The organism is Brevundimonas diminuta (assembly GCF_039673845.1).
In the GTDB taxonomy this organism is placed as follows: domain Bacteria; phylum Pseudomonadota; class Alphaproteobacteria; order Caulobacterales; family Caulobacteraceae; genus Brevundimonas; species Brevundimonas diminuta_E.
The window spans coordinates 214,794-235,278 of the sequence record NZ_JBDJMK010000004.1 but is presented as its reverse complement, the minus strand read 5'-3'; the positions used below and the strand labels follow the sequence as shown (position 1 = coordinate 235,278).

22 protein-coding genes are annotated in these 20,485 nt (G+C 65.3%); 20 read left to right on the top strand and 2 right to left on the bottom strand.

The genetic code is table 11. The features are described 5' to 3' along the window. Positions 1–3: 3 nt before the first annotated feature. The 15 genes from nuoF (at position 4) to ABE454_RS06025 (ending at position 14,988) form a co-directional block, all read left to right on the top strand. On the top strand, positions 4–1,317 hold the full coding sequence (nuoF, locus tag ABE454_RS06095; protein WP_346530042.1) for an NADH-quinone oxidoreductase subunit NuoF: 1,314 nt from the start codon (positions 4–6) through the stop codon (positions 1,315–1,317). A gap of 5 nt (positions 1,318–1,322) precedes the next feature. Next, positions 1,323–3,368: an NADH-quinone oxidoreductase subunit NuoG gene (gene nuoG, locus ABE454_RS06090; protein ID WP_346530039.1), complete on the top strand. Its 2,046-nt coding sequence runs from the start codon at positions 1,323–1,325 to the stop codon at positions 3,366–3,368. Between the two features lie 3 nt (positions 3,369–3,371). Continuing rightward, positions 3,372–4,448 carry an NADH-quinone oxidoreductase subunit NuoH gene (gene nuoH / locus ABE454_RS06085; RefSeq protein WP_346530037.1) on the top strand — a complete coding sequence of 359 codons (1,077 nt, stop codon included), beginning with the start codon at positions 3,372–3,374 and terminating at the stop codon, positions 4,446–4,448. Next, entirely contained in the window at positions 4,445–4,675 is a 231-nt protein-coding gene (locus tag ABE454_RS06080) for a hypothetical protein (RefSeq protein WP_346530035.1), read from the top strand. The genes nuoH and ABE454_RS06080 overlap by 4 nt, the downstream gene beginning before the upstream one ends. Beyond that, the gene (locus tag ABE454_RS06075) at positions 4,672–4,887 is read left to right on the top strand and encodes a hypothetical protein (protein ID WP_346530032.1); all 216 of its coding nucleotides are present in this window, start codon (positions 4,672–4,674) and stop codon (positions 4,885–4,887) included. The genes ABE454_RS06080 and ABE454_RS06075 overlap by 4 nt, the downstream gene beginning before the upstream one ends. Beyond that, entirely contained in the window at positions 4,887–5,378 is a 492-nt protein-coding gene (gene nuoI, locus ABE454_RS06070; protein ID WP_003170180.1) for an NADH-quinone oxidoreductase subunit NuoI, read from the top strand. Before ABE454_RS06075 ends, nuoI begins: the two co-directional genes overlap by 1 nt. A 113-nt stretch (positions 5,379–5,491) precedes the next feature. Next, positions 5,492–6,118 (top strand): NADH-quinone oxidoreductase subunit J, encoded by a 627-nt coding sequence (locus tag ABE454_RS06065; protein WP_040345165.1) that lies wholly within the window; start codon positions 5,492–5,494, stop codon positions 6,116–6,118. Beyond that, the gene (gene nuoK / locus ABE454_RS06060; RefSeq protein ID WP_003164596.1) at positions 6,118–6,426 is read left to right on the top strand and encodes an NADH-quinone oxidoreductase subunit NuoK; all 309 of its coding nucleotides are present in this window, start codon (positions 6,118–6,120) and stop codon (positions 6,424–6,426) included. The genes ABE454_RS06065 and nuoK overlap by 1 nt, the downstream gene beginning before the upstream one ends. A gap of 14 nt (positions 6,427–6,440) precedes the next feature. Beyond that, positions 6,441–8,480 carry an NADH-quinone oxidoreductase subunit L gene (nuoL, locus tag ABE454_RS06055; RefSeq protein ID WP_346530141.1) on the top strand — a complete coding sequence of 680 codons (2,040 nt, stop codon included), beginning with the start codon at positions 6,441–6,443 and terminating at the stop codon, positions 8,478–8,480. A gap of 5 nt (positions 8,481–8,485) precedes the next feature. Further along, positions 8,486–9,973: an NADH-quinone oxidoreductase subunit M gene (locus tag ABE454_RS06050; protein ID WP_346530028.1), complete on the top strand. Its 1,488-nt coding sequence runs from the start codon at positions 8,486–8,488 to the stop codon at positions 9,971–9,973. 7 nt (positions 9,974–9,980) lie between these two features. Further along, entirely contained in the window at positions 9,981–11,423 is a 1,443-nt protein-coding gene (gene nuoN / locus ABE454_RS06045; RefSeq protein WP_346530025.1) for an NADH-quinone oxidoreductase subunit NuoN, read from the top strand. Between the two features lie 6 nt (positions 11,424–11,429). Continuing rightward, entirely contained in the window at positions 11,430–12,176 is a 747-nt protein-coding gene (locus ABE454_RS06040; RefSeq protein ID WP_346530023.1) for a biotin--[acetyl-CoA-carboxylase] ligase, read from the top strand. After that, positions 12,173–12,967, top strand: a complete 795-nt coding sequence (locus tag ABE454_RS06035) for a type III pantothenate kinase (protein WP_346530139.1) — start codon at positions 12,173–12,175, stop codon at positions 12,965–12,967. The genes ABE454_RS06040 and ABE454_RS06035 overlap by 4 nt, the downstream gene beginning before the upstream one ends. Positions 12,968–12,973: 6 nt before the next feature. After that, positions 12,974–14,650: a ribonuclease J gene (locus ABE454_RS06030; RefSeq protein ID WP_346530021.1), complete on the top strand. Its 1,677-nt coding sequence runs from the start codon at positions 12,974–12,976 to the stop codon at positions 14,648–14,650. Next, entirely contained in the window at positions 14,650–14,988 is a 339-nt protein-coding gene (locus ABE454_RS06025; protein ID WP_346530018.1) for a DUF3088 family protein, read from the top strand. Before ABE454_RS06030 ends, ABE454_RS06025 begins: the two co-directional genes overlap by 1 nt. 174 nt (positions 14,989–15,162) lie before the next feature. Here the strand turns inward: ABE454_RS06025 and ABE454_RS06020 are convergent, their stop codons facing one another. Then, positions 15,163–15,516, bottom strand: coding sequence for a 5-carboxymethyl-2-hydroxymuconate Delta-isomerase (locus tag ABE454_RS06020; protein ID WP_346530015.1), 354 nt, complete (start codon positions 15,514–15,516; stop codon positions 15,163–15,165). A gap of 70 nt (positions 15,517–15,586) precedes the next feature. On the opposite strand from ABE454_RS06020, the gene ABE454_RS06015 reads away from it, so the two are divergent. From ABE454_RS06015 to ABE454_RS06000, 4 genes are all read left to right on the top strand, one after another. Further along, a complete protein-coding gene (locus ABE454_RS06015) occupies positions 15,587–15,853 on the top strand; it encodes a DUF1467 family protein (protein ID WP_346530013.1) in 267 nt (88 codons plus the stop codon). A 61-nt stretch (positions 15,854–15,914) separates the two neighbouring features. Continuing rightward, positions 15,915–17,231 (top strand): proline--tRNA ligase, encoded by a 1,317-nt coding sequence (gene proS / locus ABE454_RS06010; protein ID WP_346530010.1) that lies wholly within the window; start codon positions 15,915–15,917, stop codon positions 17,229–17,231. Next, complete coding sequence (locus ABE454_RS06005; protein ID WP_346530008.1) at positions 17,228–18,535, top strand: lipoprotein-releasing ABC transporter permease subunit; 1,308 nt, start codon at positions 17,228–17,230, stop codon at positions 18,533–18,535. The genes proS and ABE454_RS06005 overlap by 4 nt, the downstream gene beginning before the upstream one ends. After that, entirely contained in the window at positions 18,528–19,271 is a 744-nt protein-coding gene (locus ABE454_RS06000; RefSeq protein WP_346530006.1) for an ABC transporter ATP-binding protein, read from the top strand. The genes ABE454_RS06005 and ABE454_RS06000 overlap by 8 nt, the downstream gene beginning before the upstream one ends. Here ABE454_RS06000 and ABE454_RS05995 read toward each other — a convergent pair. Further along, a complete protein-coding gene (locus tag ABE454_RS05995) occupies positions 19,268–19,717 on the bottom strand; it encodes a hypothetical protein (RefSeq protein WP_346530004.1) in 450 nt (149 codons plus the stop codon). The two genes, ABE454_RS06000 and ABE454_RS05995, sit on opposite strands and share 4 nt — an antisense overlap. Before the next feature lie 100 nt (positions 19,718–19,817). Between ABE454_RS05995 and ABE454_RS05990 the strand changes: the two genes are divergently transcribed. After that, positions 19,818–20,477 carry a response regulator transcription factor gene (locus ABE454_RS05990; RefSeq protein ID WP_346530002.1) on the top strand — a complete coding sequence of 220 codons (660 nt, stop codon included), beginning with the start codon at positions 19,818–19,820 and terminating at the stop codon, positions 20,475–20,477. The last annotated feature ends 8 nt before the right edge of the window (positions 20,478–20,485 follow it).

Genomic DNA, 20,485 nt, shown 5'->3' with positions numbered 1-20,485 from the left:
ATCATGGTCGGCATCCTCCAAGACAAGGATCGGATCTTCACCAACCTCTATGGCTTCCATGACTGGGGCCTTGAGGGTGCGAAGACGCGCGGCGCGTGGAACGCCACCAAGGACATGCTGGACCTTGGCCGCGACTGGATCATCAACAACGTCAAGAACTCTGGCCTGCGCGGACGCGGCGGCGCCGGTTTCTCGACCGGGCTGAAGTGGTCCTTCATGCCCAAGGAAGTGAAGGATCGCCCTCACTACCTGGTCATCAACGCCGATGAGTCCGAGCCCGCGACGTGTAAGGACCGCGAGATCATGCGTCATGATCCGCACCTGCTGATCGAAGGCGCGATGATCGCCTCCTTCGCCATGCAGGCGCACGCCTGCTACATCTATCTGCGCGGCGAATACATTCTTGAGCGCGAGCGCATGGAAGCCGCCGTCAAGCAGGCCTATGAGGCCAGGCTGATCGGTGACGACAACGTCCACGGCTGGGACTTCCACGTCTATATCCACCACGGCGCCGGGGCCTATATCTGCGGCGAAGAGACGGCTCTGCTGGAAAGCCTGGAAGGCAAGAAGGGCCAGCCGCGCCTGAAGCCGCCGTTCCCGGCGGGCGCCGGCCTCTATGGCTGCCCGACGACCGTGAATAACGTCGAGTCGATCGCTGTCGTCGGCACCATCCTGCGTCGCGGCGCCGACTGGTTCGCCAGCTTCGGCCGTCCGAACAACGCGGGCACCAAGCTGATGTCCCTGTCCGGTCACGTGAACACGCCCTGCGTGGTCGAAGAGGCCATGTCGATCCCGCTGCGCCAGTTGATTGAGGATCACGGCGGCGGCGTGCGCGGCGGCTGGGAAAACCTGAAGGCCATCATTCCGGGCGGCGCGTCCTGCCCGGTGATCACGCGCGAACAGGCCGAAGTCGCCCTGATGGACTTCGATTCCATGCGCGAAATGCGTTCGACCCTCGGCACGGCGGGCGTGACGGTCATGGACCAGTCGACCGACATCGTGAAGGCGATCGCCCGCATCAGCTACTTCTTCAAGCACGAGAGCTGCGGCCAGTGCACGCCGTGCCGTGAAGGCACCGGCTGGATGTGGCGCGTGCTGGAGCGTATGGCGATCGGCGATGCCGACCCGTCCGAGATCGACCTGCTGCTCGACGTGGCCGGTCAGGTCGAAGGCCACACCATCTGCGCCCTCGGCGACGCCGCCGCCTGGCCCGTTCAGGGTCTGATCCGGCACTTCCGTCACGAGATCGAAGAGCGCATCCACACCTACCGCAGCCGCCGCGCGAACTTCGCCGGCCACGCGATCGCGGCGGAGTAATCGTAATGCCTATCGCCAAGGTCAACGGCGTTGAAGTCGAGTTCGAACCGGGCATGACCGTGCTGCAGGTCGCCGAGCGCGCCGGGCAGGAAATCCCGCGGTTCTGCTACCACGAGCGCCTGTCCATCGCCGGCAACTGCCGCATGTGCCTGGTCGAGGTGAAGCCTGGACCGCCGAAGCCGCAGGCTTCGTGCGCGCTGCCGGCCGCCGAAGGTCAGGAAATCTTCACCGACACGCCGATGGTGAAGAAGGCCCGCGAAGGGGTGATGGAGTTCCTGCTCATCAACCACCCGCTGGACTGCCCGATCTGCGACCAGGGCGGCGAGTGCGACCTGCAGGATCAGGCTGTCGGCTACGGCCGCGACGGCTCGCGCTATGGCGAGAACAAGCGCGCGGTCGAAGAAAAGAACATGGGCCCGACGGTCAAGACGTTCATGACGCGCTGCATCCAGTGCACGCGTTGCGTCCGCTTCATCACCGAAGTAGCGGGCGTCCCGGACATCGGCATGATCTCGCGCGGCGAAAGCGCCGAGATCACGACCTATCTGGAAAAGAACATCGACAGCGAGCTGTCGGGCAACGTCAACGACCTGTGCCCGGTGGGCGCCCTGACGCACCGCCCGTGGCAGTATCACTACCGCCCGTGGGAGCTGAAGAAGACCGAGACCATCGACGTGATGGACGCCCTGGGTTCGAACATCCGCGCCGACTCGCGCGGCGCCGAGGTCATGCGTGTGCTGCCGCGCGTGAACGAGGGCATCAACGAGGAATGGCTGTCGGACAAGAGCCGCTACGCCGTCGACGGCCTGCAGGCGCGTCGTCTGGACCGCCCGTGGGTGCGTGAGAACGGCAAGCTGCGTCCGGCTTCGTGGGACGAGGCCCTGTCGGTTGTCGCGGACAAGCTGAAGACCGCTTCGGCCGACCGCATCGGCGCCATCGCCGGCGATCTTCAGGACGCTGAGTCGATGAAGGCGACGCTGGATCTGTTCCGCGCCCTGGGTTCGGCCAACACCGACTGCCGTCAGGACGGCTCTGCGCTGGGCGGCGAGGCTCGTGAGGGCTGGCTGTTCAACTCCGGGCTGGAAGGCATTGAAAACGCTGACGCCATCCTGATCGTCGGCGCCAATCCGCGCACGGAAGCGCCGCTGCTGAACGCGCGCATCCGCAAGACGTGGCTGAAGGGCGGCGTCGAGATCGGCGTCATCGGCCCGCAGGCCGATCTGACCTATGACTACAACTACCTCGGCGCCGGTTCGAAGACCGTCGGCAAGCCGCCCAAGGCCGCTGTTGATTTCCTGACCAAGGCCGAACGTCCCGCCATCATCGTCGGCGCGGGCGCCCTGACCGGCGAGACCGGCCCGGCCGTGCTGAACGCCCTGGGCGCGCTGGCCAAGAAGGTCGGCGTGGTCAAGGACGGCTGGAACGGCTTCAACGTCCTGCACAGCGCCGCCGCGCGCGTCGGCGGTATGGACATGGGCTTCCTGCCGGGCGAGGGCGGTCTGGATGTCGCCGCCATGCTGAAGCCGGGCGCGCTGGACGTGCTGTTCCTGCTGGGCGCCGATGAGGTGAACGCGGATGCATCGGGCGCCTTCCGCGTCTATCTGGGCTCGCACGGCGATCGCGGCGCGCACGGCGCGGACGTGATCCTGCCGGGCGCGGCCTACACCGAGAAGTCGGGCCTGTACGTCAACACCGAGGGCCGGGTGCAGATGGCCGAACGCGTGGTCTTCCCGAAGGGCGAGGCCAAGGAAGACTGGGCCATCATCCGCGCCCTGTCGGAGCGCGTCGGGCACAAGTTGCCGTTCGACACCCTCGACCAGCTGCGCACGAAGCTGATGGGCGACCATCCGACCTTCGGCCGTATCGACTATCTGGCCCCGGCTGCGACGTTCGACGTCGCCAAGCTAGGCGCCAAGGGAGACCTGGGCGACGTCGCCTTCGTTTCCGTCATCGCCGATCCCTATCTGACCAACCCGATCGCGCGCGCCAGTGAAACCATGGCCCAACTGTCCGCTGAGCGGACGGCGCCGGTCGCCCTGGCGGCGGAGTAAATCATGGACGCTGCGACTTCCTTCTGGACCACGCCTCTGGGTTGGACCCTCGCCACGGTCGGCGGGATCCTGCTGGTGGTGGTCGGTATCCTGATCTCCCTGGCCTTCCTGCTGCTGGCCGACCGCAAGATCTGGGCGGGCGTTCAGCTGCGCAAGGGTCCGAACGTGGTCGGCCCCTTCGGCCTGCTGCAATCCTTCGCCGACTTCTTCAAGTTCGTGCTGAAGGAGATCGTCATCCCCGCCGGGTCGGACAAGGTGGTCTTCATCCTGGCCCCGCTGATCAGCTTCGTGCTGGCCTTCGTGGCGTGGGCGGCGATCCCGTTCGCACCGGGCTGGGTGGTCGCGGACCTGAACGTCGGCATCCTGTATATTCTGGCGATCAGCTCGCTGGGCGTTTACGGCATCATCATGGGCGGCTGGGCTTCGAACTCGAAGTATCCGTTCCTGGGCGCGCTGCGTTCGGCGGCGCAGATGGTGTCCTATGAAGTCTCGATGGGCCTCATCATCATCAACGTCATCCTGCTGTCGGGGACGATGAACCTGACGCAGATCGTGACCCAGCAGTCCGGCTGGATCTGGAACTGGAACGCCTTCGGCGGCGGCCTTGAGACCCTGCCGACCATCATCGTCATGCTGCCGATGACCGTGGTCTTCTTCATCTCGGCGCTGGCCGAGACGAACCGCCCGCCGTTCGACCTTCCCGAAGCGGAATCGGAGCTGGTGGCCGGTTATCAGGTCGAATATTCGTCGACCCCCTATCTGCTGTTCATGATCGGCGAATACGCCAACATCGTCTTCATGTGCGCCATGATCACCCTGCTGTTCTGCGGCGGGTGGAATCCGGGCTTCCCGACCGACTTCCTGAACAGCGTCCCGGCCTTCGTCGCCAACCTGTTCTACCTGCTGGTGTTCATCATCAAGGTGGTCGGCTGGTTCTTCATGATCGCCCTGGTGAAGGCCTTTGTGCCGCGTTACCGCTATGACCAGCTGATGCGTCTGGGCTGGAAGATCTTCCTGCCCGCCTCGCTGGTGGCCGTGGTTTTCGTGGCGGCGTGGCGCGTGTTTGCGGTGGGGGCATGATGGGCGTTCGGGCGACATCCCTGATCGCGCTGGCGCTGGTCGCCGGTCTGTCGGCCTGCAGCTTCAAGCCGATGGATCCGGTCGGGCCGGAGACGGCCTCCGCGCGTCTGGAGCGGCTGGACCGGCAGCGGGAAGAAGAGTCGAACAGGCTGGCCTATTGCCAGCGTATGTCGCGGGACGATCCGCGCTTCAGCAGAGACGGCTGCGATCGCCGGATCAGCGGATGAAGTGCAAGATCGCCGTCATGATGTTCGCCCTGACTACGCCCATGCTGGTGTCGGCGTGCGCGCCCTATGAGGCTGACCCCGTGTCTGTCTATCAGTGGGAGCGCAAGGTGCAGGAAGTTGAACGGCGCGAGGCGGAACGCCAGCGCCTGTGCCAGACCCTCGACAAGGAAAGCGCCCGCTATCAACGCGAGTGCGCCGGAGTGAAATCGTAATGCTGACCCGTATCGTTCAGGCGGCCAAGGGCGCGATGCTGACCGACGTGTTCGGCGCTGTCGGCCTGTCGCTGAAGTACATGGCCAAGCCCAAGGCCACGGTGAACTATCCGTTCGAGCGCAACCCGCAGTCGCCGCGTTTCCGCGGCGAACACGCGCTGCGCCGCTATCCGAACGGCGAAGAACGCTGCATCGCCTGCAAGCTGTGCGAGGCCATCTGCCCCGCCCAGGCCATCACCATCGAGGCCGAACCGCGCGCCGACGGCAGCCGCCGTACGACGCGCTACGACATCGACATGGTCAAATGCATCTACTGCGGCCTGTGCCAGGAGGCCTGCCCGGTGGACGCCATCGTCGAGGGACCGAACAGCGAGTTCGCCACCGAGACGCGCGAAGAACTGCTCTATGACAAGGCGCGCCTGCTGGACAACGGCGACCGCTGGGAGCGTCTGATCGCGAAGAATCTGGAACTCGACGCTCCGTATCGCTAAACGGAGCGGCGATTCCGCCACGCTGACCCTGACCTTCGGGCCGGGGCCGATTTTGGAAGGGTCCGGGGTTTCCCCTTGGGCCATTGGTTTTGAAGAGGGGCGTCGTCCCGCACATGTTGCAAGGCCTGGCCTTCTATCTTCTGGCGACGGTCGCCGTGGTTTCCGCCCTGCTGGTGGTGACCGCGCGCAATCCCGTGCACTCCGTTCTCTGGCTGATCCTGACCTTCTTTTCGGCAGCCGGTCTGTTCGTTCTGCTGAGCGCCGAGTTCCTGGCGATGCTGCTGGTCGTCGTCTACGTCGGCGCCGTGGCGGTGCTGTTCCTGTTCGTCGTCATGATGCTGGACGTCGACTTCGTGAAGCTGCGCGAAGGATACGCGCGCTACCTGCCGCTGGCGGGCATCGTGGCGGGCGTTCTGCTGGCCGAGATGATCATGGTGTCGATCACGGTCGTTCAGGGCGGGGCCGCCCGCGACGCGACTTCGCCGGTTCCGGCCGGGCCTGACGTCACCAACATCGAGACGATCGGTCGCGTGCTCTATACGGACTACGTCTACTTCTTCCAGGCGGCGGGCGTGGTCCTGCTGATCGCCATGATCGGCGCCATTGTCCTGACCCTGCGTCACCGTCCGGGCGTGCATCGTCAGGACCTGGCCGCACAGGCCAACCGCGAACGCGCCAAGGCCGTCGAGATCAAGTCCGTGACCACGGGCCAGGGCGTCACCCCCGAGGAGCTTCTGTAATGGATATCTCGCTCCAGCATTATCTGGCGGTCGCCGCCATGCTGTTCACTATCGGCGTCTTCGGCATCTTCGTGAACCGCAAGAACGTCATCATCATCCTGATGTCGGTCGAGATGATCCTGCTCGCGGTGAACATCAACTTCGTGGCCTTCTCGACCCACCTGAACGATGTTTCGGGTCAGCTGATGGCCATGTTCGTCCTGACCGTCGCCGCGGCCGAGGCCGCTGTCGGCCTGGCCATTCTCGTGACCTTCTTCCGTAACCGCGGCGACATCGCGGTCGACGACGCCTCCGTGATGAAGGGCTGATCGGAACCGTGACTATCCAGACTCTCGTCACTCTCGGCGTCTTCGCCCCCCTGCTGGGGGCCATGATCGCCGGCTTCTTCGGTCGCCGGATCGGCGACATTCCGTCTCAGGGCGTTACGACGGGCCTGCTGTTCTTCTCGTGCGCGATCTCGTGGATCGTGTTCGGCCAGTGGACCTGGGGCGGGCTGGAAGCCTTCACCGTGCGCCTGGCGCCGTTCATCCACGTCGGCGATTTCCAGTCGAACTGGTCGATCCGCGTCGACGCCATGTCGGCCACCATGCTGATCGTGGTGACGTCGGTGTCCTCGCTGGTTCACCTCTATTCCTGGGGCTATATGAAGGAGGACGACAGCCGTCCTCGCTTCTTCGCCTATCTGTCGCTGTTCACCTTCATGATGCTGGCGCTAGTGACGGCGGCCGACTTCCTGCAGATGTTCTTCGGCTGGGAAGGCGTGGGTCTGGCGTCCTATCTGTTGATCGGTTTCTGGTTCAAGAAGCCCTCGGCCACCGCCGCCTCGATCAAGGCCTTCGTGGTCAACCGCGTCGGCGACTTCGGCTTCCTGCTCGGCATGATGACCGTGTTCTGGATGTTCGGCACGATCGAGTTCGCCAAGCTGTTCCCGCTGATCGCGGGCAAGGCCGGGACGGGCTGGGAATTCCTGGGCCACACCTGGTCGGCGCTGGATCTGGCCGGTCTGCTGCTGTTCATCGGCGCCATGGGCAAGTCGGCGCAGTTCTTCCTGCACACCTGGCTGCCGGACGCGATGGAAGGCCCGACGCCGGTGTCGGCCCTGATCCACGCGGCCACCATGGTCACCGCCGGCGTCTATATGGTCTGCCTGCTGTCGCCCCTGTATGAGCACGCGCCCGTCGCGTCGCAGTTCATCGCCATCATCGGCGGCGTCACGGCCATCTTCGCCGCGACGGTCGGCATGATGCAGAACGACATCAAGCGGGTGATCGCCTATTCGACCTGTTCGCAGCTGGGCTATATGTTCTTTGCGGCGGGCGTCGGCGCTTACCAGCCCGCCATGTTCCACCTGTTCACGCACGCCTTCTTCAAGGCCCTGCTGTTCTTGGGCGCCGGTTCGGTGATCCACGGCATGCACCACGAGCAGGACATGCGGAAGATGGGCGGCCTGTGGAAGCTGCTGCCCGTCACCTATGCGACCATGATGATCGGCACGATCGCCATCACCGGCCTGGGCATGCCCGGCGTCGGCGGCTTCGCCGGCTTCTACTCCAAGGACTCCATCCTCGAGAGCGCCTGGGCGGCGGCGTCGACCGGCCACTCGGCCGCGGGCATGTTCGCCTTCGTCATCGGCATCTCGGCGGCCCTGCTGACGGCCTATTATTCGTGGCGCCTGATCTTCATGACCTTCCACAACAAGCCGGTGTGGAAGGAAGAGGAGAGCGCCCATCATGCGGACGCCCACGCTCATGACGCCCATGACGATCACGCGCACGACGATCACCACGGTCCGCTGAAGCCGCACGAGAGCCCGCTGGTCATGGTTCTGCCGCTGCTGCTGCTGTCGGTCGGCGCGGTGTTCGCGGGCATGGTCTTCGCCCCGCACTTCATCGGCCATCATGAGGCCGAGTTCTGGCGCGGCGCCATCTTCGTCAGCGGTGAGAACCACGTCCTGCACGAAAGCCACAACGTCCCGACCTGGGTGAAGTGGGCGCCGCTGATCGTGACGCTGCTGGGCACGTTCATCGCCTGGTGGCTGTATGTCGTGAAGGAAGGTGCGGCCAAGGAGATGGCCGACCGCAAGGGCCCGCTGTGGACCTTCCTCTACAACAAGTGGTTCGTCGACGAACTGTATGACGCCACCTTCGTGAAGGGGACCAAGGCGCTTGGCGACTTCTTCTGGAAGATCGGCGACGTGAAGATCATCGACGGTCTGGGCCCGAACGGCGCGGCCTGGGCTTCGCTGAAGTCGGGCGGCTGGTTGTCCCGGTTCCAGTCCGGTTTCGTCTACTTCTATGCATTCGTGATGCTGATCGGCGTGGCTGCGTTCCTTGCCTTCGCCATCTTCACGTGGGGAGCCTGAGCCTCGTGCCTCACATTCTGAGCATCGTCACCTTCCTGCCGCTTCTGGGCGCGGCCGCGATCCTGATCGCGCGCCTGATGAACAAGGACGGTCAGGACGCCGCGGCCCCGGCCGCTCGCTGGATCGCCCTGATCACCACCATGGTGGTGCTGGCCGTGTCCGTCCTGCTGGTCGCGCAGTTCGATCCGTCGAACCCGGCCTATCAGTTCGTCGAGAACCACGCCTGGTTCGCGGGCGCGGCCTATCATCTGGGCGTGGACGGGGTTTCGATCCTGTTCGTCCTGCTGACGGCCTTCCTGCTGCCGATCTGCATCGTGGCCAGCTGGAAGACGATCGAGACGCGCGTCGTCGAATACATGATCGCCTTCCTGATCCTGGAGACCATGGTCATCGGGGTGTTCACCTCGCTGGACCTGTTCCTCTTCTACATCTTCTTCGAAGGCACCCTGGTGCCGATGTATCTGATCATCGGCATCTGGGGCGGCGCCAACCGCATCTACGCGGCGTACAAGTTCTTCCTGTACACCCTGCTGGGCTCGGTCCTGATGCTGCTGGCCATGCTGTGGATGGCCCATGAGACGGGCACCACCAGCATTCCGGAACTGAAGCAGTACGCCTTCGACCCGGCGGTGCAGCCGCTGCTGTGGCTGGCCTTCTTCGCCTCCTTCGCGGTGAAGATGCCGATGTGGCCGGTGCATACCTGGCTGCCGGACGCCCACGTTCAGGCGCCGACGGCCGGTTCGGTCATCCTGGCCGGCATCCTGCTGAAGCTGGGCGGCTACGGCTTCATCCTGTTCAACATTCCGATGTTCCCGCAGGCGTCGCAGATGTTCACACCTCTGGTGCTGACGCTGTCGGTGATCGCCATCGTCTACACCTCGCTGGTCGCCTTCCGTCAGACCGACATCAAGAAGCTGATCGCCTATTCGTCGGTCGCCCACATGGGCTTTGTGACCATGGGTATCTTCGCGGGCAATGAGGCGGGCGTGCAGGGCGCTGTCTTCCAGATGCTGAGCCACGGCCTGATCTCGGGCGCGCTCTTCCTGTGCGTCGGCGTGGTCTATGACCGGATGCATACCCGTGAGATCGCCTTCTACGGCGGTCTGACGGCGCGGATGCCCTGGTACGCGGCCATCTTCCTGATGTTCACTATGGCCAACGTCGGCCTGCCGGGTACCTCGGGCTTCATCGGCGAAGTGCTGACGATGACGGGCGCCTATCAGGTCTCGACCTGGACGGCCCTGATTGCGGCCTCGGGCGTGATCTTCTCGGCGGTCTATGCACTGACGCTGTTCCGCAACGTCATGTATGGCCCGATCACCAATCCGGCGCTGGAAGACATCACCGACATCGACAAGCGCGAACTGCTGATCTTCGTGCCCCTGATCGTCGGCACCATCTGGCTGGGCCTCTATCCCAACGCCGTTCTGGATTACACCGGGCCGACGGTTGAGGCCCTGACGACCGCCTATCGCGCAGCCATCGGCGGGTGAGAGCATAATGACTGATCTGTCTTCCGCCCTTCATCTCTCGGCTCCGGAACTGACCCTTGCGGTCGGCGGGCTGGTGCTGCTCATGCTCGGCGCCTTCGCCGGGGAGAAGTCGACGCGTCTGGTTTCGGGCCTGTCGGTGCTGCTGCTGCTGGCGGCGACGGCTCTGGCCGCCGTCGGCCCGCTGGGCGCCGCCTTCAACGGGGCCTATGTGGCCGATCCGCTGGCCGTCTACGGCAAGGCGGTGATCTTCCTGTCCGCCGCCGTGGCCGTGGTGCTGGGCGACGGCTGGATGCATCGCAACAACATCGCCAAGTTCGAATATCCGATCCTGATCGTGCTGGCCTCGGTCGGCATGGGCATGATGGCGTCGTCGGGCGATCTGATCTCGCTCTACATCGGCATCGAGATGCACTCGCTGGCCCTCTACGTCCTGGCCGCCTATCGCCGCGACGACCTGAAGGCCTCTGAAGCCGGTCTGAAGTATTTCGTTCTGGGCGCCCTGTCGTCGGGTCTGCTGCTGTACGGCGCCAGCTTGATCTACGGTTTCGCCGGTTCGATGCGGTTCGAGGACATCGCCGCCTTCGCCAGCGGCAACCCCGGTCCGGGCCTGATCTTCGGCCTGGTCTTCCTGATCTGCGGTCTGGCGTTCAAGGTTTCGGCCGCGCCGTTCCACATGTGGACGCCCGACGTCTATGAAGGCGCCCCGACGCCGGTCGTGGCCCTGTTCTCGACCGCGCCCAAGGTGGCGGCCATGGTCCTGATCATCCGCGTGCTGGTCGAAGGCTTCGGTCTGGCCCATGACCAGTGGGCGCAGGTGCTGATCCTGATCTCGCTGATCAGCTTTGCGGTCGGCGCCTTCGGCGGACTGATGCAGAAGGACATCCAGCGCCTGCTGGCCTATTCGTCCATCATCAACATCGGCTACGCCCTGCTGGGCGTGGCGGCGGGCACGCAGGTCGGCGTTCAGGCGACCCTGATGTTCATGACCCTGTATGTCGTGGACCAGATCGGCTTCTTCGCCATCCTGCTGTCGCTGAGCCGCAATGGTCGTCCGATCCGCAAGATCGCCGATCTGGCCGGTCTGAAGAAGGACCGCCCGGTGACGGCTGTCGCCCTGACGATCCTGTCGCTGTCGGCTGTCGGCATTCCGCCGATGTCGGGCTTCTGGGGCAAGTTCTACGTCTTCGGCGCCGCCGCCGATGCGGGCTACTGGATGGCGGGCGTCGCGGGTCTGGTGGCCTCGGTCGTTGCGGCCTTCTACTACCTGCGCATCATCAAGGTGATGTGGTTCGACACGCCTGAGTTCGACGTGACGACCGACAAGGCGCCGGCCGGCGCGCAGTGGATCGGCTGGGCGGCTGCGGCCTTCAGCTTCCCCGTGCTGCTGATCGCCCTGACCTGGCTGGAGCCGCTGACGCGCGCGGCGGCCGCGGGCGTCGGGATCGGATAAGGGGCCTTGGCGGCTCCGGTCCTGATCCTCGAAGAGACCGACTCCACCAACGCCGAGGCGCGCCGTCGCGCCGAGGCGGGCGAGGCCGGGCCGCTGTGGATCGCGGCCCGGCGTCAAACCGCCGGGCGCGGTCGTCGCGGCCGCGCCTGGGACAGCCGGGACGGCAATCTGGCCACGACTCTGCTGCTGACGCTGAACCGCACTCCGGCCGAGGCGGCGCAACTGACTTTCGCCGCCGCGCTGGCGGTGGCCGATCTGCTGGACCGCTATGTTCCGCCCGCGCTGGTCAGCATCAAATGGCCCAATGATGTCCTGCTGGACGGGCGCAAGTCGTCGGGCATCCTGATCGAGTCCGGCCCGGCGCCGTCCGGCGGCCTGTGGCTGGCCGTCGGCATCGGCGTGAACCTGTCCCACGCGCCCGAAGGGACCGAGCGCCCGACCACCTGTATGGCCGAGCATCTGCGTCACGACGTGGCCGCCTCGCCGTCGATGGAGGAGGGGGCGAAGGCGCTGGCCGAAACCTTTGACGCCTGGCTGGAACGCTGGACGCAGTTGGGCTTTCAGCCCGTGCTGGACGCCTGGGTCGCGCGCACGCCGGGCCTGTTCGGCCCCTGCACGGCGCGGCTGAGCCATGAAACCCTGAGCGGGATCGCCGACGGCGTCGAGGCCGACGGCGCCCTGCGTCTGAAACTGCCGGACGGCAGCCTGCGAGTGATCTCGGCGGGCGACGTCTTCTTCGGAGAGGCCGCCTGATGCTGCTGGCGATCGAGCAAGGCAACACCAACACCCTGTTCGCCGTCCATGACGGTCAGGAGTGGATATTCCAGTGGCGCACCGCCACCGATCCCATGCGCACGGCGGATGAATACGCCGTCTGGCTGCATCAGCTGTTCGAGATGCGCGGGCATGGGCTGACCATGAGCGACATGGACGGCTGCATCATCTCCAGCGTGGTGCCGCAGTCGATCTTCAACCTGCGCAATCTGGCGCGGCGCTATCTGAACGTCGAACCTCTGGTGATCGGCGAGAACGTCGAGCTGGGCATAGAGGTCCGCATCCATAAACCCAGCGAGGCCGGGGCCGACCGTCTGGTCAACGCCATCGGCGCGCTTCAGGTCTATGAGGGCGACCTGCTGCTGATCGACAGCGGCACGGCGACCACCTTTGACATCGTGTCCGGCGCGAACGGGCAGGGCGGGGGCGCCTTTGAAGGCGGCCTGATCGCGCCGGGCATCAATCTGTCGCTTCAGGCGCTGCACGAGGCGGCGGCCAAGCTGCCGCGCATCGCCATCCAGCGCCCCGACACCGTGATCGGGCGCGACACCGTGACCTCCATGCAATCGGGCGTCTTCTGGGGCTATATCGCCCTGATCGAAGGGCTGGTGGACCGTATCAAGGCCGAGTGGGGCAAGCCCATGACGGTCATCGGCACCGGCGGCGTCGCCTCCCTGTTCGAGGGCGCAACCGACTCTATCGACCGGTTTGATCCGGACCTGACCATCCGCGGCCTACTCGAAATATGGCGGCGGAACTCCCATCTGTAAGGCCGTATGAAAAAGCAAAATCAAAACGACGAACTCGTCTTCCTGCCGCTGGGCGGCTCGAACGAGGTCGGCATGAACCTGAACGCCTATGGCTTCGGCCCGGCGCATGACCGCAAATGGATCATCGTCGATGTCGGCGTGACCTTCGGCGACCAGTCCACGCCAGGCGTGGACGTTATCGTGCCTGATCCGACCTTTCTGGAAGGCGAGAACATCCTGGGCATTGTGCTGACGCACGCCCACGAGGACCATATCGGCGCCCTGGGCTGGCTGTGGCCGCGCATTCAGGCGCCGCTGTACGCCACGCCCTTCACCGCCTTCCTGATCCGCGAGAAGCTGCGCGACGCCGGCATCTATGAAGATGTCGAACTGGTCGAGGCGCCGCTGGGTTCGACGGTGAACCTTGGCCCGTTCGAGGTGACCTATGTCACCATCACCCACTCGATCGCCGAGCCGAACGGTCTGGCGATCAAGACGCCGTTGGGCACGGTGCTGCACACCGGCGACTGGAAGATCGACAACGATCCGGTCGTGGGCGAGCGCACCGACGTCGACTTCATTCAGAAGCTGGGCGACGAAGGCGTCCTGGCGATGGTGTGCGACTCCACCAACGTCTTCGTGGACGGCGTAGCCGGCTCCGAGGGCGATGTGAAGGTCAAGCTGGCCGAGCTGATCCAGGGCCTGAAGGGCCGGGTCGCCGTCGGCTGTTTCGCCTCCAACGTCGCGCGGATGCACAGCGTCATCAGCGCCGCCGAGGCTGCCGGGCGCCGCGTGGCGCTGGCTGGTCGCTCGATGCACCGCATCACCGCCGCCGCCAAGTCGGTCGGCATGTTGAACGACATCAAGCCCTTCCTGTCCGAACAGGAGGCCAAGGTCTGGCCGGCGGACGAGATACTGTATCTGTGCACCGGCAGTCAGGGCGAGGCGCGCGCCGCCCTGTCGCGCGTGGCCGAAGGCACCCACCCGTTCATCAAGCTGGGCGAGGGGGATCACTGCATCTTCTCGTCGCGCGTCATTCCCGGCAACGAACTGTCTATCGGGCGTCTGCAGGACAAGATGGCTGAGCGCGGCATCCGCATCTACACCGAGAAGGATCGCCCCGGCATCCACGTCTCGGGCCACCCGTGCCGTGATGAACTGAAGCAGATGTATCAGTGGGCGCGGCCGCAGATCGCAGTGCCGACCCACGGGATGCGTCGCCACCTGATCGAGCACGGCGCCCTGGCTCAGGCCATGGGGGTGCCGGAGGCGGTGACGCCGCGCAACGGCGACATGGTGCGTCTGGCCCCCGGTCGGGCCGAGATCATCGACGAAGTGCCCTCGGGCCGTCTGTTCGTCGACGGCGGCATGCTGGTGGAAGAGGCGGGCGAGGCCCTGCGTGAGCGCAAGCACGCGGCCAACAACGGCATTCTGATCGTCAGCTTCGCTCTGGACCGTCGCGGCCGGATCGCCAGCGATATCGACGTGCGCGGCATCGGCCTACCGGGTGATCCCAACCGTCCGCTGGGCGATGTGCTGGACGACATGGCCGAGCGCGTCGAGAACACGGTGCGCGGCCTGAAGGGCGAGGCCCTGCAGGACGAGATGGTCATCGAACAGGCCGTCAGTCGCACCCTGAAGAAGGCCAGCCAGCAGATCTGGGATCGTCGCCCGATCGTGGAAACCGTGGTGTTGAGGCTCTGATGGCGGATCGTCTGTATCTTCTGAACGCCGACTGGTTCGACGATCAGGGCGGACCGTGGTTCTGCCCGCCCGGCGCGCGGATCGAGGGCGTGCTGGGGCTGTATCCGCGCCTGCGCGAGCATCTGACGGTGACCCATCTGGATCACCCGCGCCCGCGCCCGGCCATGATCGCCGAGGTGGGGGAGGCGAACCAGAGCTGCCCCCTGCTGGTGCTGGACGGCGAGTTCGACTGGCCGGACGCGCAGGTCAGCGAGGAAACGGGCGCGCGCTTCCTGCAGGATGACGACATCCTGCCGTATTGGGCCGCGCGCTACGGCATCGGGCGGCCGCATCCGTAAGCAGAGAATCCTTCTCCCGATGGGAGAAGGTGGCCCGAAGGGCCGGATGAGGGTTCCCTGCGGATGTCGGCGTAAGCCGTGGCGGAAACGGCTGACTGCGGGACCCTCACCCTTTCGCCTGTTCCAATCGCTTCGCTCTTGGAGGCTCAAGCCCTCTCCCATCGGGAGAGGGTGTCAGAGCGTGACCTTGCGATAGTTGTCGCGATCCAGCGCGCCGATCTCGACTGAAATCTGCCGGGGGCCCTCATAGCTGGATACGCCGGCCAGCAGGGCGGCCTGCACGGCTTCGCCCAGGGCGGTCTTCTGTTCCTGTGTGCGGCCGGTCAGGATGCGCAGGTCGCAGTGGACCATGGCCTGGGCCGGGTTGCCATCGGCGATGATCAGGTTTTCACAGCGCACGATGCGCGTCTTGCAGGCGGGAAGGGTCGCGCCGACGGTGTCGACGCACAGCCGGTGAATCTCCAGCGCCAGGGCGCGCCAGTCGGTCGCGTCGAAATGGGTGGAGTGTTCCAGCGTAATCTGTGGCATTCAGGGAGTCCTTGCTGAGGCGCCTCACCAAAGGCGCCGCACGAAGAAAGCGATATACGGACTTTTGTCGATGCCCCTTGGCCCATTTACCCTGATCGCCACCTATCTGACTGTCTGGTGGATCGTGCTGTTCGCCATCCTGCCGCTGGGCATGTCCGAACAGGTCAAGGAGCCGCCGACCGACGGCACCCAGTGGGGCGCGCCGACTGAGCCGAAGCTGAAGAAGAAATTCATCACCACCACCTGGGTTTCGGCCCTGGTCTGGGTGCTGATCGTCGCCCTGGTGTGGCTGGGCTGGATGCCGATTCCCCACATTTCTCACGCCGGCGCGCTCTAGATTTCGCGCCATTCGCCCGGTTAAATCCCGGACCTGACTGACTTTGCAGAGACTTACGACCATGCGCCTGTCGCGCTACTTCCTGCCGATCCTGAAAGAAGCCCCCTCCGACGCCCAGATCGTGTCGCATCAGCTGATGCTGCGCGCGGGCATGATCAAGCAGGAGGCCGCCGGCATCTATGCGTGGTTGCCGCTGGGTCTGCGCGTGCTGCGCAAGATCGAAAACATCGTCCGCGAGGAGCAGACCAAGGCGGGCGCCGTCGAACTGCTGATGCCGACGCTGCAACTGGCGGACCTGTGGCGCGAGTCAGGCCGTTACGACGCCTATGGCCCGGAGATGCTGCGCATCACCGACCGTCATGAGCGCGAACTGCTGTACGGTCCCACGAACGAGGAGATGATCACCGACATCTTCCGCGGCTATGTGAAGTCGTACAAATCCCTGCCGCTGAACCTCTTCCACATCCAGTGGAAGTTCCGCGACGAGCGCCGCCCGCGCTTCGGCGTCATGCGCGGTCGCGAGTTCCTGATGAAGGACGCCTATTCCTTCGATCTGGACGAGGCCTCGGCCCGGATCGCCTATAAGCGGATGTTCGCGGCCTATCTGAACACCTTCTCGCGTCTGGGCCTGAAGGCGGTGCCGATGCGCGCCGACACCGGGCCGATCGGCGGCGACCTGAGCCACGAGTTCATCGTCCTGGCCGAGACGGGCGAGAGCGAGGTCTTCTGCGATCGCAAGCTGGTCGAGATGACGCCGCCGGGCCATGACCTCAGCATCGAACAACTGGACAAGGTCTTCACCGAGCGCACGGCCCTCTACGCCGCGACCGAGGAAATGCACGATCAGTCCCGTTTCGAGTCCGAGACGGCCGAAGGCGACCGCCTGTCGGCGCGCGGCATCGAGGTCGGCCACATCTTCTATTTCGGCACGAAATATTCGGCGCCGATGAAGGCGCGCGTCGCCGGGCCGGACGGTCAGGACACCGATGTCCACATGGGCAGCTATGGCGTCGGCGTCTCGCGCCTGCTGGGCGCCATCATCGAGGCCAGCCACGACGACAGCGGCATCATCTGGCCGGATTCGGTCGCGCCGTTCGATGTGTCGGTCATCAATCTGCGGGCCAATGACGCGGCGGTTTCGGCGGCCTGCGAAGACGCTGTGGCCAGGCTGGAAGCGCTGGGCAAGGACGTCCTCTATGACGACACCGACGAGCGTCCGGGCGGCAAGTTCGCCACCGCCGATCTGATCGGCGTGCCGTGGCAGCTGACCATCGGTCCCAAGGGGCTGGCTGAGGGCGTGGTCGAACTGAAGCGCCGCGCCACCGGCGAGAAGCAGAGCCTGTCGCTGGACGCCGCCCTGGAGCTGCTCACGAAATGACCGACGCTGCGACGGCTTCGGCGCCCGCATCCCGGCGATCCGGCCCCTTTTCCAGCTGGGAGATCGGGCTGGCGCTCCGCTATCTGCGCGCCAAGCGCAAGCAGGGCGGGGTGGCGCTGATCGCCATGATCAGCTTCATCGGCATCATGCTGGCCGTCGCCGTTCTGATCAGCGTGATGAGCATCATGGCAGGCTTTCGCGGCACGCTGATGGACCGGATCCTGTCGTTCAACGGCCATATGTATGTGCAGGGGCCGGTGCTCTATGCGCCGGACCGCGACGCGGCGCTGAAGCGGATCGCCGACGTGCCGGGCGTGGTGGCGGTGACGCCGCTGGTCGAAAACCCGGCCATGTTCCGTGCAGGCGGCGCAGCCACCGGCGGCATCGTGCGCGGGGTGCGCCCTCAGGATCTGGCGTCGATGAAGTTCGTTCACGACAGCCTCAGCCCTGAGACACGCGCAGCTTTCGGCAAAGGGGAATACGGCGGCGACCATGTCCTGATCGGCAAGACACTGGCGACAGAGATGGGGCTGAGTGAAGGCGACCCGATCTCCCTCTATACGCCCACAGGCGCGGACAGCGCCTTCGGCAATCTGGGCGGGCTGGAGAAGACCTATATCGTCGGCGGCGTCTACACCTCGGGCGCGGCGGACTATGATCGCGCCTTCATCTTCATGCCGCTGGAACAGGCGCAACTGTTCTTCGGCAAGGACGGCGTCTGGGACATCATCGAGATGAAGGTCGCCGAGCCCGATCTGGTCGAGAACCTGCTGACGCCCGTCCAGCGCGCCGCCGGGCCGGGCAGCATCGTCAGTGACTGGCGCAACCGTCAGGCCGCCATCTGGGGCGCGCTCAAGGTCGAGCGCGTGGCCATGAGCATCATCCTGGGCATGGTGGTCGCCATCGCCGCCATGAACATCATCAGCGGCATCGTCATGCTGGTGAAGAACAAGACGCGCGACATCGCCATCCTGCGCACCGTGGGCGCCAGCCAGTCGTCCATCCTGCGTATCTTCTTCATGTCGGGCGCCGCCATCGGCATCGGCGGCACGATCGCCGGTCTGGTTCTGGGCCTGCTGTTCTGCTGGAACATCGGGGCGATCCAGCATTTCCTCGAGGCTCTGCTGGGCGTCCAGCTGTTCAACGCCGAGGTCTATATGCTGGATTCCGTTCCGGCCAAGGTGGACCTGTGGGACGTGACCTGGGTCGCGGTCTTCTCCTTCTTCATGAGCTGCCTGGCCAGCCTGCCGCCGTCGTGGAACGCGTCGCGCATCGATCCGGTGGAGGCCCTGCGCTTTGAATAGGCTGCTGAAGAAGAAACCCGCCGTCGCGGCTGAAACCAACGGCGCCATCCTGTCGCTGCGCGGGGTGACGCGCACCTACCCGACGGCTCAGGGCGGGCTGACGGTGCTGAAGGGTGTCGATCTGGAGGTCATGCCGGGCGAGGTCGTCGGCCTGATCGGACCATCCGGATCGGGCAAGTCCAGCCTGCTGCACGCGGCGGGCCTGCTGGAGCGTCCGACCAGCGGCCAGGTGCTGATCGATGGCGAGGATGTCGGCGGTCTGGATGAACGCGCCCGCACGCGTCTGCGCCTGCATCGCATCGGCTTTGTCTACCAATTCCATCACTTGCTGCCGGAGTTTGATGCTCTGGACAATGTCGCCCTGCCCATGCGCATCGCAGGCGTGCGGGAGGACGAGGCGCGTCGGCGGGCGACTGAAACCCTGACGGCGCTCGGCCTTGGCCAGCGGGTCACGCACCAGCCTGCGCAGTTGTCAGGCGGCGAGCAGCAGCGCGTCGCCATCGCCCGCGCCCTGGCCAACAGCCCGCGCCTGTTGCTGGCGGACGAGCCGACCGGCAACCTCGATCCCGCCACCAGTCAGGCGGTGTTCGAGGCACTGCGCGAACTGGCCAAGACGACCGGCGTCGCCGCCCTGATCGCCACGCACAATATGGAGCTGGCGGGCCACATGGATCGGGTCTTCGCCCTGAAGGACGGCCATCTGGAACAGCGTGCGGCCGAAAGTCACGCCTATTAGGACGCGATGAGCCGCGTCGTCGCCTTCAGCGGCAGCCGATAAGGCAGCATCGCCCAGCGCATGGCGGCGGAGCCCAGCAGCGCGGGAATATCCGCATAGGCCGGGCTAAGCGGATTGAGCGCGCGCTGCAGGGCCGCGCTTTCATCGGGCTTCAGGACCGGCTGGGACAGGGCCAGAACTCGCTGGAACCGGAAGCGCACGGTCTCGCGCCAAACCTCAGTCGTTGTCGACTGACAGGGGCTGACGCCCAGCAGGCGCACGAAGTCATCCAGCGCCTCGGGCGCGCCTTCCATGGCGTAGACGATGCTCCCGTCCACGGCGACCATGACGCCTGCCAGCCCAAGGCCGCGCGCCTGATCGCGCCGCATGTCGGTCAGGGCGGGCCAGCGTGCGCTGTTCAGAAAACCTGAGGGAGGACGGGCCAGAAAAACAGCGCTTTGCAGCACGTTGCGCCTCCATATCCCGACAATGTAACCAGGATATCGTTCGGCGATGCAGAAAGACGGATCAACTGCGTGGGACTACGAGGTTTTCTCGCGGGAAAGCTTGCGTATTTTCAACCCTATGATGCTTGATGGTGCAGTCGGCGGACAAAATGATCAGAATACGAACAAGGCAGAACGGGCCATCGCAGACATCGCCATTATCGATGATGATCGGGCGCTGCTGGAGCTGACGCTTCTGGCGGTGCGCGAGGCGGGCTTTTCCGCGGTCGGTTTTCATGAGCCGCTGGACGCCCTGATGTGGGCCTCTGACGCCGATCCGACCTGCATCGTCGCGGACCTGAAGATGCCGGGAGTCGAGGGGCTGGATCTTGTGGCCGCCTTCTGCGCCCTGAACCGGCACGCGGTCATCATCGTCAGCGCCTTTGTGGACGTGCGCATGACCGTCGACGCCATGCGGCTGGGCGTCGACGACGTCCTGCCCAAGCCCGCCACCATTGATGATCTGGTGCGCGCCCTGCGACGCGGCGTGGAGGCGGTGGCCGCCACATCTCCGCGAGAGGAACTGACCTTTACCCGTCGGGAGCGGCAGGTCGCGGAAATGCTGGTCGAGGGGCTGACCACCAAGCAGATCGCCCAGAATCTGGAACTCAGCCCGCGCACGGTCGAGTTCTTTCGCGCCAGCCTGCTGCGCAAGACCCAGTCGCCTAATTCGGCCGCCCTGGCCTCGGCGCTGACCCGGCTCGGCTTCCTCGCGAATTGAGGTTGGCG

Bases quoted from the DNA above. Each gene is read 5' to 3' on its own strand.
- ABE454_RS06030 (WP_346530021.1), top strand. From the start codon at position 12,974: ATGAAAAAGCAAAATCAAAACGACGAACTCGTCTTCCTGCCGCTGGGC.
- proS (WP_346530010.1), top strand. From the start codon at position 15,915: ATGCGCCTGTCGCGCTACTTCCTGCCGATCCTGAAAGAAGCCCCCTCC.
- ABE454_RS06080 (WP_346530035.1), top strand. From the start codon at position 4,445: ATGATGGGCGTTCGGGCGACATCCCTGATCGCGCTGGCGCTGGTCGCC.
- ABE454_RS06015 (WP_346530013.1), top strand. From the start codon at position 15,587: ATGCCCCTTGGCCCATTTACCCTGATCGCCACCTATCTGACTGTCTGG.
- ABE454_RS06025 (WP_346530018.1), top strand. From the start codon at position 14,650: ATGGCGGATCGTCTGTATCTTCTGAACGCCGACTGGTTCGACGATCAG.
- nuoG (WP_346530039.1), top strand. From the start codon at position 1,323: ATGCCTATCGCCAAGGTCAACGGCGTTGAAGTCGAGTTCGAACCGGGC.
- nuoF (WP_346530042.1), top strand. From the start codon at position 4: ATGGTCGGCATCCTCCAAGACAAGGATCGGATCTTCACCAACCTCTAT.
- nuoI (WP_003170180.1), top strand. From the start codon at position 4,887: ATGCTGACCCGTATCGTTCAGGCGGCCAAGGGCGCGATGCTGACCGAC.
- nuoN (WP_346530025.1), top strand. From the start codon at position 9,981: ATGACTGATCTGTCTTCCGCCCTTCATCTCTCGGCTCCGGAACTGACC.
- ABE454_RS06075 (WP_346530032.1), top strand. From the start codon at position 4,672: ATGAAGTGCAAGATCGCCGTCATGATGTTCGCCCTGACTACGCCCATG.
- ABE454_RS06065 (WP_040345165.1), top strand. From the start codon at position 5,492: ATGTTGCAAGGCCTGGCCTTCTATCTTCTGGCGACGGTCGCCGTGGTT.
- ABE454_RS06005 (WP_346530008.1), top strand. From the start codon at position 17,228: ATGACCGACGCTGCGACGGCTTCGGCGCCCGCATCCCGGCGATCCGGC.
- nuoK (WP_003164596.1), top strand. From the start codon at position 6,118: ATGGATATCTCGCTCCAGCATTATCTGGCGGTCGCCGCCATGCTGTTC.
- ABE454_RS06020 (WP_346530015.1), bottom strand. From the start codon at position 15,516: ATGCCACAGATTACGCTGGAACACTCCACCCATTTCGACGCGACCGAC.
- nuoH (WP_346530037.1), top strand. From the start codon at position 3,372: ATGGACGCTGCGACTTCCTTCTGGACCACGCCTCTGGGTTGGACCCTC.